The organism is Kribbella sp. NPDC054772 (genome assembly GCF_053611945.1).
In genome coordinates this window covers 409,399-420,710 of record NZ_JBSHBJ010000003.1, presented here as the reverse complement: position 1 = coordinate 420,710, position 11,312 = coordinate 409,399, and the positions used below count along the sequence as shown (strand labels likewise).

12 protein-coding genes and 1 pseudogene are annotated in these 11,312 nt (G+C 67.7%); 5 read left to right on the top strand and 8 right to left on the bottom strand.

Going from position 1 to position 11,312, the window contains the following annotated elements; genetic code table 11:
• Positions 1 to 118 precede the first annotated feature (118 nt).
• Genes ACWGID_RS07535 through ACWGID_RS07525 form a run of 3 tightly spaced genes read right to left on the bottom strand, consistent with a single transcriptional unit; the run spans position 119 to position 2,813 of the window.
• Positions 119 to 919, bottom strand: a complete 801-nt coding sequence (locus tag ACWGID_RS07535; protein WP_452195420.1) for a FadR/GntR family transcriptional regulator — start codon at positions 917 to 919, stop codon at positions 119 to 121.
• Between the two features lie 59 nt (positions 920 to 978).
• Positions 979 to 1,614, bottom strand: a complete 636-nt coding sequence (locus ACWGID_RS07530) for a response regulator (protein WP_452195418.1) — start codon at positions 1,612 to 1,614, stop codon at positions 979 to 981.
• Positions 1,611 to 2,813, bottom strand: a complete 1,203-nt coding sequence (locus tag ACWGID_RS07525) for a sensor histidine kinase (RefSeq protein WP_452195416.1) — start codon at positions 2,811 to 2,813, stop codon at positions 1,611 to 1,613. The genes ACWGID_RS07530 and ACWGID_RS07525 overlap by 4 nt, the downstream gene beginning before the upstream one ends.
• A 223-nt stretch (positions 2,814 to 3,036) precedes the next feature.
• On the opposite strand from ACWGID_RS07525, the gene ACWGID_RS07520 reads away from it, so the two are divergent.
• A complete protein-coding gene (locus ACWGID_RS07520; protein WP_452195414.1) occupies positions 3,037 to 4,068 on the top strand; it encodes an ABC transporter permease in 1,032 nt (343 codons plus the stop codon).
• The gene (locus ACWGID_RS07515) at positions 4,065 to 4,745 is read left to right on the top strand and encodes an ABC transporter ATP-binding protein (protein WP_452195412.1); all 681 of its coding nucleotides are present in this window, start codon (positions 4,065 to 4,067) and stop codon (positions 4,743 to 4,745) included. Before ACWGID_RS07520 ends, ACWGID_RS07515 begins: the two co-directional genes overlap by 4 nt.
• A gap of 202 nt (positions 4,746 to 4,947) precedes the next feature.
• Here the strand turns inward: ACWGID_RS07515 and ACWGID_RS07510 are convergent, their stop codons facing one another.
• From ACWGID_RS07510 to ACWGID_RS07500, 3 genes are all read right to left on the bottom strand, one after another.
• On the bottom strand, positions 4,948 to 5,295 hold the full coding sequence (locus tag ACWGID_RS07510; RefSeq protein ID WP_452195410.1) for a TraR/DksA family transcriptional regulator: 348 nt from the start codon (positions 5,293 to 5,295) through the stop codon (positions 4,948 to 4,950).
• Positions 5,296 to 5,362: 67 nt separating this feature from the next.
• The gene (locus ACWGID_RS07505; protein ID WP_452195408.1) at positions 5,363 to 6,142 is read right to left on the bottom strand and encodes a hypothetical protein; all 780 of its coding nucleotides are present in this window, start codon (positions 6,140 to 6,142) and stop codon (positions 5,363 to 5,365) included.
• A gap of 41 nt (positions 6,143 to 6,183) precedes the next feature.
• Positions 6,184 to 7,563, bottom strand: a complete 1,380-nt coding sequence (locus tag ACWGID_RS07500; RefSeq protein ID WP_452195407.1) for a glutamate decarboxylase — start codon at positions 7,561 to 7,563, stop codon at positions 6,184 to 6,186.
• A gap of 257 nt (positions 7,564 to 7,820) precedes the next feature.
• On the opposite strand from ACWGID_RS07500, the gene ACWGID_RS07495 reads away from it, so the two are divergent.
• Both ACWGID_RS07495 and mraY read left to right on the top strand, forming a co-directional pair.
• Positions 7,821 to 8,768, top strand: coding sequence for a hypothetical protein (locus ACWGID_RS07495; RefSeq protein ID WP_452195405.1), 948 nt, complete (start codon positions 7,821 to 7,823; stop codon positions 8,766 to 8,768).
• 205 nt (positions 8,769 to 8,973) lie between these two features.
• The gene (gene mraY, locus ACWGID_RS07490; RefSeq protein WP_452195403.1) at positions 8,974 to 10,059 is read left to right on the top strand and encodes a phospho-N-acetylmuramoyl-pentapeptide-transferase; all 1,086 of its coding nucleotides are present in this window, start codon (positions 8,974 to 8,976) and stop codon (positions 10,057 to 10,059) included.
• A gap of 18 nt (positions 10,060 to 10,077) precedes the next feature.
• Here mraY and ACWGID_RS07485 read toward each other — a convergent pair whose 3' ends face one another.
• Together ACWGID_RS07485 and ACWGID_RS07480 are read right to left on the bottom strand one after the other, a co-directional pair.
• Positions 10,078 to 10,506, bottom strand: coding sequence for a VOC family protein (locus ACWGID_RS07485; protein WP_452195401.1), 429 nt, complete (start codon positions 10,504 to 10,506; stop codon positions 10,078 to 10,080).
• 25 nt (positions 10,507 to 10,531) lie between these two features.
• Positions 10,532 to 10,621, bottom strand: a pseudogene (locus tag ACWGID_RS07480) (mycothiol transferase); the annotation flags it as partial.
• 117 nt (positions 10,622 to 10,738) lie between these two features.
• On the opposite strand from ACWGID_RS07480, the gene ACWGID_RS07475 reads away from it, so the two are divergent.
• Entirely contained in the window at positions 10,739 to 11,173 is a 435-nt protein-coding gene (locus ACWGID_RS07475) for a hypothetical protein (RefSeq protein WP_452195619.1), read from the top strand.
• The last annotated feature ends 139 nt before the right edge of the window (positions 11,174 to 11,312 follow it).

Here is an 11,312-nt window from a genome sequence, read left to right as displayed (position 1 = left end):
CGCGTGCGCGCGCGCCCCCCGCGGCGGGGCGGCCCCGCCCTGGCCGGCGACAAACACATTGTTTTTTGGTGTGGGGGGGGGGGGCGGGGGGCGCCCCCCCCCCCCCCCCCCGGACATTTCACTTGGCGCTGTCGGCGGAGAACATGCGGGTGTGGATCTCCTCCTTGAACTGCGCCAGCGTCGTGTCGACGTGCTCGATCATCAGCGACACCGCCCGCTGCTCGTCTCCCGACCCGATCGCCGCGGCGATCGCCGCGTGCTGGTCCGCCGCCACCACGGTCGAGCCACCTGCCATCCCCGCGAGCCCGATCACGCTGATCTGCCGCTGCAGCCGCTGGACGGAGTCGACACTCGCCGACAGGAACATGTTCGCTGAGGCGTCCCCGATGGCGCCGTGGAACTTCTCGTCGGCCCGGTTGAACGCCTCCAGGTCCCCCGCCGCTGCGGCATCCACCGTCAACTGTGCCGCCTCGCGCAACGCCTTCACCTGCGCCGGAGTCGCACGCCGCGCAGCCAGTTCCGTCGTCTTGGTCTCCACGAACCGGCGGAACTCGAAGATCTCCTCGACCTGACCGAGGTCGGTCGGCAGGAAATGCGACAACGACTCCCGCCAGAGCGCACCCTCGGGCTGGGCCACGTAGATTCCCCGCCCCATCTGCACCGAGATCCGCCCGAGCGCGGACAGGATCTTCACGGCCTCCCGGACGATCGTCCGGGACATCCCGACCGCCTCCGCCAGATCCTTCTCGGTCGGCAATCGGTCACCAGGCTCCAGGCGCGCCCGGACGATGTACTCCAGGATCCGCTCCGCCGCGATCTCGTACCCCGGGCGGTAGCCACCCTCGGCAGCGCCATGCTGCTCCGCAGACAACTGCTCGGACCGGCCCGGCATCACGTCCCCAATCTCCCGCTGACACACCGGTCCCAAGATACTTCACATCCACACACGCGCTGGCGACCGATCAATCCGATCGATGACTAGCGCCGGATGAGGCCGAGGGCCGTGGCGGTCGCGACGGCGGCTGTGCGGGAGTCGACTCCGAGCTTGGCGTAAACGCGAGCAAGGTGGGACTTCACGGTGCCCTCTGTCAGGTGCAGACGCTCGGCGATGGCCTGGTTCGACAGTCCCTGTGACACGAGAGCGAGAACTTCCGTCTCACGACGGGTCAGGGTCGTAGCGGGTGTCCGCAGCCGGGTCATCAAACGGTCCGCGACCGTCGGCGCCAGCGCGGTGCGGCCTTCGGCGGCGGTACGCACGGCGGCAGCCAGGTCCTCCGGCGGGGCGTCCTTCAGCACATAGCCGGTCGCACCGGCCTCGATGGCAGGCAGGATGTCGGAGTCGGTGTCATACGTGGTCACGATCAGCACCCGCGGCGCGTCGGCAGGGCCGGTGATGGCGGCGGTGGCCTCCGCGCCGTTCATGCCTTTGCCGAACTGGATGTCCATCAGCACGACGTCGACGTCGCCGCGGCCGGCCCGGGTGACGGCCTCTTCGGCGGTCGCTGCCTCGGCGACTACCTCGATGCCGGGTTCCATCGCCAGTACGGCGCGCAGTCCGGCCCGGACGACGGGGTGATCGTCGGCCAGGAGCACCCGGATGGGCGTGCCGGTCACGGACGGGCCTCGGCGCTACGGTCGATCCCCAGATCGGCAAGGACGCTTGTGCCCTGACCGAGACCCGACCTGATCGTCAGCGTCCCGCCGAGCTCCTGCAGGCGCGACTGCATCGCGGTGAGCCCGAATCCGCCGCCGTCCACGGTCCGATCGGGCAGCTTGTCCGGGTCGAAGCCGCGTCCGTCGTCGGTGATTCTCACGAAGACATGATCCCCGGAGTAGCCGAGAGTGACGTCGGCGACCGTGGCCTCAGCATGCTGGACGACGTTCGCGAGTGCGGACTGGGCGACCCGCAGCAGCGCGACCTCTCTTGCCGTCGGCAACGGAACCGGGGCGCCGTCGAGCTGGAATCGTGCGGCGATCCCGTCCCGGGCGCTTGCCGTGGCACACAACCGTTCCAACGCGCCGGTCAAGGTGACGCCGTCCAGGGAGGGTGGTGTGAGAGCTGCGACGAGCCGCCGTGCCTCGGCCAGGTTGTCCGCCGCGGTCTGCCGGGCTTGCTCGACGTACTCGGCGGTGCTCTGCGGGTTGTCCGGCAGGGATCGTCCGGCGGCGCGAAGCAGCAACTGGATGCTGGACAGCCCCTGGGCGAGGGTGTCGTGGATCTCCCGCGCCAGACGCTCACGTTCTGCCGCCACCCCGGCGGCGTGTTGCGCGCTCGCCAGGTCGCTGCGCGTCGCGGTCAGTTCTTCGATCAGGAGCCGGCGTTTCTCGCTCTCGCGGTACAGCGCCTGGTAGCCCCACACCACGGCCACCGCCACGGCAGCGCCAAGGACCGGTCCGATGGCGATCGCGACGCTGAACGAGCCCTGATGAACGGCGAACGCGACGATCGCCGCAACCGTAGTCGCGGCGACGGCAACCAAACCGGTACGCCGAGGCGCCAAGTGCAATTCCAAGAAGTACAGCGGAAACGCCAGCCACACGCCGTCGGCGGACACCACCAGAAGGACGATCCACGCCGCACCGAGGACTCCGAGCCACACGAGAGCATGGCGCTGCGAACGCCGTACGCCGGGCAGCGCCGGACCGACTCCGTAGACCACCGCGCAGATCGCGGCCACGACCACGACCAGTCCCGCGTTGGGACGCCCGTCGGCCACGGCTCGGACAGCCGTCAGTGCCAGCAGGGCGACGACCAGCAGGTGCAGACACCACGCCAGCCCTCGCGCCGTCGGGGTCAGGACAACAGATCTCACAGTGCTCCCAGGCTAAGCGCAAACCAGCGGCCGGAGGTCTATCGAAAGTAGGAACCGGTCGGCAGTCTTTCGGCACGCGAAGTGTCGCCCCGTGCCAGATGTCCCGCGACAGTGCGGCCGACACCCTGGAGGTATCCCACTTCCACGTCATGAAAGCGAAGGGCTGTCCGCCGTGTTCGTCGCCTGGAGAGACCTGAGATTCGCCAAAGGGCGCTTCGCCCTGATGGGGACCGTCATCGTCCTGATCACCCTGCTCGTCGGACTGCTGTCCGGCCTGACCGCCGGCCTCGGCCGGCAGAACGTGTCCGCGATCACGGGACTCCCCGTCAGCAAGATCGCCTTCGACAGACCGACCGACGGCCAGGGGCCGTCGTACTCGAACTCGACGGTCACCGAGACGCAGTGGCAGCAGTGGGCCAAGACGCCGGCAGTTCGCAGCGCCGAGCCGCTCGGCATCACCTTGACCAAGGCGACTGCCGGAGCCAAGAGCGCCGGCGTGTCCGTGTTCGGCGTACGGCCCGGCTCGAGCCTCGCCCCAGGCACGATCGACGATCGTACAGCCGTGCTGTCGGCGGCAGCCGCGGACGACCTCGGCGTCACCGCGGGCGCCACAGTCACACTCGCCGGCCGCGAGCTGATCGTCCGGGCCGTCAACGGCGACGCCTCGTTCAGCCACGCACCGGTGATCTGGATCAGCCTGCACACCTGGCAACAGATCGCGCCGCCAACTGGCGGCCCAGATGGGCCTACAGCCACCGTCATCGCCTTGAACACGACCTCCGCAGCAGACCTTCGTGCCGCCGACGAGGCCGCCGGCACCCAAACGGTGACCAAAGCCGCGTCGCTGTCGGCGATCGGCTCGTACCGTTCCGAGAACGGCTCGCTGCAGCTCATGCGCGGGCTCCTGTTCGCCATCTCCGCCCTGGTAATCGGCGCGTTCTTCACCGTGTGGACCATCCAGCGCAGCGGCGACATCGCCGTCCTCAAGGCACTTGGCGCGTCCACGGCCGGCCTGCTGAGGGACGCGCTCGGCCAGGCCCTCGTCCTACTGGCCGGCGGCACAGTGATCGGCACCGCTCTCGCCGCAGCGCTCGGCGCCCTCATCCGCGGCTTGGCCGTACCGTTCGTCCTCACACCCGCCGTCGTCGTTGTCCCGGCCGCCGTGATGATCGTCCTCGGCACGCTCGGCGCCGCCCTGTCCGTCCGTCGCATCACCTCTGTCGACCCACTGACCGCCTTGGGGAGCACCCGATGAGCTTGCGCCTGTCCGACGTCACTCTGACCTACCCGGACGGTGACACCCGCCTGACAGCACTCGACCGCGTCAACCTCGACGTACCCCCGGGCACCCTCACGGCCGTCATCGGTCCCTCCGGATCCGGCAAATCCAGCCTTCTCGCGGTCGCCGCCACCCTCATCGCGCCCGACGCCGGCACCGTGACCATCGACGGCACCACGACCACCGGCCTCGCCCGCGCCGAACTAGCGGAACTCCGCCGCCGCAAGATCGGCATCGTGTTCCAGCAACCGAACCTGCTGCCGTCCCTCACCGCCTCCGAACAGCTCCAGGTCATGGCCGACATCGACGGCCGCAAACCACGCACAGCCGCAACCAAAGCCGTCGAACTGCTGGACGCCGTCGGCCTCGCCGGCCAGGCCGACCGGCGGCCGCACCAACTGTCCGGCGGCCAACGCCAGCGCATCAACATCGCCCGCGCCCTCATGAACGACCCCACTCTGCTCCTTGTCGACGAACCCACCAGCGCCCTCGACCACGAACGTGGCGGCGCAGTCCTCGACCTCATCACCCGCCTCACCCACGAACACTCCACCGCAACCGTCCTCGTCACCCACGACCGCACCCACCTCACCGCCGCCGACCAACTCACCGAAGTCCACGACGGCCGCCTCGCGATCCCCAGCGCGCACTAACCCGACGCTTGCGAGAGGATGGTGAACGATGAGAACCGATGCGCATGAGATCACCACCGAATCCCTTGTCAGTAAGACCTTTTCGCGCATCATCGGCAAACGGTAATCAGTCTCAGCTGGCAATCAGCGGGCTCGGGGTTCGAGTCTGAAATCCACATCACGCCTGGGGACGCGAAGCTTGAGGTTGCTCTCGAGGTTCAGTTCATGTGGTCTTGAGTTGGGCGCAGGTGACGCAGGTGCGGGCTGCGGGTCTGGCTTGTAGGCGGGCCGGGGGGACGGGTTGGGCGCAGTGTTCGCACAGGCCGTAGGTGCCGGCTGACAGTCGGTCGAAGGCTGCCTCGATCTCCGCCAGTTGCTTCCGGACCTGTTGCACGAGCGACGTGACCTGGGATCTCTCGAAGGCGATCGTGGCGCCCTCGGGGTCGTGTTCGTCGTCGGCGTTGGAGTCTCGTGAGGCGGCGACCACCTCGTGAAAGTCGCCCGTCAGGCTCGCCAGCCGTGCCAGCGCTTGCCGGCGTTGCGCCTCCAGCAGGTCGCGAGCTTCCTCCATCTGTCCATCGTGGCACGGTGCGTAGCAACGGCGGTCGTCCCAGCCACACCAGACGGCCGCCTCACCCTCATCCGCGCGCCGCCGCGGTGCGGCCCTCGGGGATCATCAGGAGGGAGGCGACGAGGAAGCAGACGGCGCCGAGGAAGGTGCCGCCGTTGGCGAGTTGGACGTTGGACAGTTCGCCGGCGGAGGTGACATGGGCGCCGATCGCGGACAGGCCGAAGAAGACCGAGCCCCACAAGTTGAGTGCGGTGATGTGCCAGTCGCGTTGGCCGGGCCGCCACGACCACCAGCGGTGCCCAGCCTCAGCGAACGCGATCGCCGACGACACCAGGAAGCACACCGAGCCGATCGCGTCCGGCCGCCAGACGATCCGGTTCTCCAGATCGGACGGTACGTCGAACAGCCCGGCGAACGTGGTCACGTTGAAGTAGAGCGTGCCGACCAGCTGGATCGCACACGCCCAGAACCCCGGACTGCGCGGCGCCCATGCGAACCAGCGATGGCCGGTCTGCCGCACCACCTGCAGGTAGGACAGGTACGCGCCAGACGTGAAGAACAGCGAGCCGACGAAGTACGTGAGCGCGTCGAGGTGCCCGCCCACGGCCTTCGCGTACGCCGGGATCGGTCCCACGACGAAACACGTCGATCCGATGGCGAACAACAGTCCCGCCCACCACGTCGTACCGAATCCGTGCGCACCGGCTGCCTTCCGGCGTGCTCGTGCCTCCCACTGCACCACGCGGCCGTCGGCACGCCGGTACTGCACGCGGGTGACGAACGGGCGCGGGCCTTCGACCACCAAGTCGGTCGCGTCCGGCGGCACGTCGACCGGCAGCTTGGTCACGGTCGACCTCGTCACGATCTGCCTGGTCGCGATCTGCCTGGTCAGTGGCCGGAGCCGACCACCATCTTCTTGCGCTCCGACTCGTGCGCCCCGCCCGTCTTTTCGAGCGTGCGGCACGCCTCTTCGATGTCCCGCGCCAGGGTGTCGACATGCTCGCGGCTCAGTGTCTGCTTGACCAGCGCCCGCATGATCGTCACGTCCTGCGCGTTCGGCGGCATCGTGTACGCCGGGACCATCCAGCCGCGTTCGGCGGACAACTGCCAGGCGACGTCGAACTCGTCGTACGCATGTCCCTCGGTCAGCTTGAACGCGACCAGCGGAAGCTGCTCGTGCTCGCGCCCGATCACGCGGAAGTCGCCCATCTTCTCGAGTTTGTCGGCGAGCACCTCGGCGTTCCGCTGCATGTTCTGCATGATGTAGGTGTAGCCGGGGTGGCCGTAGCGGACGAAGTTGTAGTACTGCGCGACCACCATCGCCGATCCGGTCGAGAAGTTCAGGGTGAACGTCGAGTCGGTCTTGCCGAGGTAGTTCTCCTTGAACACCAGGTCGGGGTTGAGGTCGTCCTTGGTCCGGAAGATCAGCCAGCCGATGCCCGGGTACACCAGGCCGAACTTGTGACCGGACGCGTTGATCGACCGCACCTGCTCGAGTCGGAAGTCCCACTCGGAGTGCGGATACAGGAACGGCCAGACGAACGCGCCGCTGGCGCCGTCCACGTGCAGCGGTACGTCGAGTTTCCGCTCCTTCTTGATGCGCACGAGCAGGTCGTTGATGCCGCCGATGTCGTCCTTGTGGCCGGTGAACGTCGTACCGAGGACGGCCGCGACGCCGATCGTGTTCTCGTCGATGTGCGGCTCGACGTCCTCGGGGCCGATCGTGTACTTGCCGGGCTGGAGCGGGACGATCCGCGGTTCGACGTCGAAGTACCGGCAGAACTTCTCCCAGACCACGTGGACGTCGCCACCGAAGACGAGGTTCGGGTTGTCGGTCGGCAGTCCCGCGTCGCGGCGGCGCTGGCGCCAGTTCCACTTGAGCGACAGCGCGCCGAGCATGATCGCCTCGGACGAACCCTGCGTCCGCGCGCCTGTCGTCTCGCCGGGTGCGTGGAAGAGATCGGCCAGCATCCGGATGCAGCGCTGCTCGAGCTCGGCCGTCCGCGGGTACTCAGCGTGATCGATGAAGTTCCGGTGCAGGTTGACCGCGATCAGCCGCTGCGCCTCCGGCTCCATCCAGGTCGTCACGAACGTGGCGAGGTTCCGCACCGGCAGCCCCTCCAGCGCCAGGTCCTCGCCCACCAGCCGCATCGCGTCGACAGCGGTCAGGCCCGACGAAGGAAACTCACGCGTCGGCACCTCCCGGACCACGAAACTGCTGCCGAACAACTCGGCGCTCTTCTCGTACGACCGTTCCGTCTCACTCACGACGACTCCTTTGCCGCGCCCCACCTGCTGACCTGCCATCATCAGCACCTCGGCTCCGACCGAACATCCCCCCAGTGGGGTGAGCACACGCCGTGGCGCTACCGGTGACGGAACCCACTTTGCCGGTTCACGGCAGCAGAACGCCCTGCGTTTGCAACAAGGTGCAATTGCGGCGCGTTCTGTCCCCGGCGCGCGTTATGCTCGCGCACGATCTCGAGCTCATCGAGGTCGCTCATGTCCTGAGGGGGACTCTCAGTATGAAACTGCAGCGCTTCGCGCTCGCCCTGGCCGGGGTCGGCATGCTCGCCGCCACCGCCGCCGCCGGCCCCGCCACCGCCGCCGTCGGGTCCAACCCGACGCCCGCGATCGCCAACCCGGCCAAGGGCAACCTGAAGACCACGCCGAACACCAAGCTCGCCTCCGGGGGCTGCGTGCAGGACGTGGGCTTCAACACCCCGAAACCCGGGATCAGCGACGTCCTGGTCACGCCGGGCAAACCGCCGCGGGGTGAGTTCTACGCCGAGTTCCCGTTCGTCGGCACCCGTCTCAACACGACCTGGTACGGCGTGCAGACGGACGCGCACTTCTACTACCACGGCCTGTTCGTGCAGAACGGCACGCTGTACCGCGGTGTCACGTACTTCGACACCGACAACGCGCGGCCGACGTACGCACGGATCGGCTCCGGCTGGACCAGCTTCACCCAGCTCGTGACGTCGAACTACGCGATCACCGCGCCGAACCGCTCGTACCTGTACGGGCTGAGCACCAACGGCAGCCTGTACCGCTACGCGGCGTCGGGTGCCACCTTCCGGGCGCTCGGCCACTTCCCGGGATTCAGCGGCTTCAAGGCGATGACCGTGATCTCCGAGACCCCGACGTACGACACGCTCCTGATGACCACGAAGGCGGGCGCGCTCTGGACGGTCCGGATCCCGGCCGCGGCCTCGACCAAGCCGATCCTGAAGCTGGTCCGGAGCTCGGGCTTCGCGGCGTACGAGTCGCTGGCCGCCCGGGAGTGCGGTGCCGGCACGCTGGTGACCGGTTTCGACAACGAGACCGACTCGGCGTACCAGTACGCGATGAGCAAGTTCAACGGCTCGAAGACCGCAGTCACGTCCTACGGCCGGGTCCCAGGCGGCACCATCCCGGGCACCGGCATCTTCTCGGTCACCGGCCACTGGAACCAGCTCGTGGGCGAGTGACCTTTCACCAGTAACAACCGGGGGCGCCGCTGCTGCGGCGCCCCCTTCTTACGCCCCTGCTAGCCGGAGGCTGGGCTCTCACCTAACGCCGCGCCGTTTCGGGGGCCGGTTTGGGAGCTGTCCGTTGGCTAGGTTGGACCGACCTACCGACTCCCTCGTGCCTCGAAGGGATCGACCGTTCGACTGGTCGAGAGGGGCTGAAGTTGTGCGGGCAATACTGCTGAGCGGCACGCTGGCGGTGCTGTGCTCGCTGCTGGGGACCCGGTTCGCGGTCAGATGGTTCTCCCGGCGCGGCTTCGGCCAGCCGATCCGGCGCGACGGCCCGACGACGCATCAGGTCAAACGGGGTACGCCGACCATGGGCGGTCTCGTGATCCTGCTGAGTGCCACCGCGGCGTACTTGGTGGCGACGCTCTTGACCCGCGGGTGGCCGAGTGCCAGCGCTTGGCTCCTGATGGCGCTGTTCCTCGGCTGCGGGGTGATCGGGTTCCTCGACGACTTCATCAAGGTCTACACGCAGGACAACCGGGGGCTGAGCGGCCGGGCCAAGATGGCTGGTCAGACGCTGATCGCGCTCGCTTTCGGGATCCTGGCCACGCAGTTCTTCGCCGACGAGCGCGGCGTCCGGCCCGCATCGCAGTACCTCTCCACCACTCATGACATATGGATCAAGCTGCCGCTGGTCGTCGTACTGCTGCTGATCTGGTTCATCGTCGCCGCGACGTCCAATGGCGCCAACCTCACCGACGGCGCCGACGGGCTGCTCGCCGGCTCGTCGGCGCTGATCTTCGGCGCGTACACCATCGTGAACATCTGGCAGAACAACCAGCTGTGCGACTCCGGGCGCGCGAACGTCGTGGAGTCGCAGTGCTACCAGGTGCGCGACCCTCTCGACCTCGCGGTGTTCTCCGCCGCCATCGCCGCGGCCTGCGTCGGCTTCCTCTGGTGGAACGCCAAACCCGCACGGATCATCATGGGCGACGTCGGCTCCCTCGCGATCGGCGGCGCCTTGGCCGGTCTCGCGATCATGTCCCGCACCGAACTCCTGATGGCCGTCATCGCCGGCCTGTTCGTCCTCGAGACCCTGTCCGTCCTGGTCCAGATGACCGGCTTCAAACTGACCAGACGCCTCACCGGCACGGGCCGCCGCCTCTTCCGCATCACCCCCATCCACCACCACTTCGAACACGCCGGCTGGGACGAGGTCACCGTAGTCATCCGCTTCTGGATCGTCGCCGGCATCTCCGTAGCAGCCGGCCTAGGAATCTTCTACGCCTCCTGGCTGACCTGAGCCGGGCGAGATCGGCTACTAGTCGCGGTTGGGCCAGATGGGGGCCTGGTCGCTCCAGATGACGCCCTTGTTGTGGCACAGGCAGAAGGGGTGGCCGACTGGGTCGGCGTAAACACGGAAGCCGTAGCCGTCTTCGCCGATGTGGTCCCGGAGCAGGGTCGCGCCGAGGCCCACGACGCGACGCTGTTCGGCCTCGATGTCGTCGACCTCGAAGTCGAGGTGGAACTGCTTCGGATGCTCGCTGTCGGGCCACTGCGGCGCGCGGTAGTCCTCCACCGGAACGAAGGCCAGTTCGATCTCACCGAACCGCACACCTGCCCAGTTCTCGTTACTACCTTCCTTGACCGGAAGCCCCGTCACCTCGGAGTAGAAAGCCGCCAACTCCATCGCATCCGGACAGTCAATGATGAAGTCGGTAAGTTTCAGCACCCCGCGATACTCCCACACGACCAGGCAAAACGCCGTCGGCGAGTTATTCGCCTGTGGCGCCGTCGATGCGTTCGCGGAGGAAGTCTGCGTGGCCGTTGTGACGTGCGTACTCCTCGATCATGTGCAGACAGAGTACGGGTGGGGTACGGGCAGTGGGGTGACTGGAGTTGTTCGTAAGGTCGCGCAGGTTCGGCGCGTGTCTCCGGGGTTGGAGTTCGCGTGCTCGGGGTTGTTTCTTGAGAGGCGCAAAGTGAAGAAGTTGACTCAGGCTGTTGCTGCGACGCTGTCGTTTGTGGCTGCGCTGGCCGGCGGGAGTGTTGCCGCGACACAGCAGAGTGATGCGGTGACCTATCTGGTGCAGGGTGCGAACTACTGGTTCTCGGACAACATCGGTGCGGTCCAGAGCTTCAGCGGGACCGGTGGGGTGATCAAGGTGTCCTACTACGCGTCGTGCACCCACGGCGTGAAAGCCGGTGGGTACTGGGAGGCGCGGCTGCAGAAGAAGACCTCCAACGGCGACTGGAAGGTTGCGGACCAGACGGCCGACGTCGCCTGCTCGACGACCAAGAAGGTCGGAACGCTGTCCTTCGGAACTGTTGCTCGGGGCACCTACCGGCTTCAGTTCAAGAAGCTCAGTGGGCGCGGCATCGTGACGATCCACTCGTTCGGGGCGTACCGCGCCTGACGACAGCCCTGGGAACGGGGGGGGGGGCGGGCGGGCGCGGGGGCGCGCCGTCCCGCCCCCCCCCACGCCGTCATGGTCTACCCGCTGGCGGCGCTTGGTGAGCTGCCGGACGGGGACGCGCAGGCGGTGGCGTTGCACG

Bases quoted from the DNA above. Each gene is read 5' to 3' on its own strand.
- ACWGID_RS07520 (WP_452195414.1), top strand. From the start codon at position 3,037: ATGGGGACCGTCATCGTCCTGATCACCCTGCTCGTCGGACTGCTGTCC.
- ACWGID_RS07515 (WP_452195412.1), top strand. From the start codon at position 4,065: ATGAGCTTGCGCCTGTCCGACGTCACTCTGACCTACCCGGACGGTGAC.
- ACWGID_RS07495 (WP_452195405.1), top strand. From the start codon at position 7,821: ATGAAACTGCAGCGCTTCGCGCTCGCCCTGGCCGGGGTCGGCATGCTC.
- ACWGID_RS07510 (WP_452195410.1), bottom strand. From the start codon at position 5,295: ATGGAGGAAGCTCGCGACCTGCTGGAGGCGCAACGCCGGCAAGCGCTG.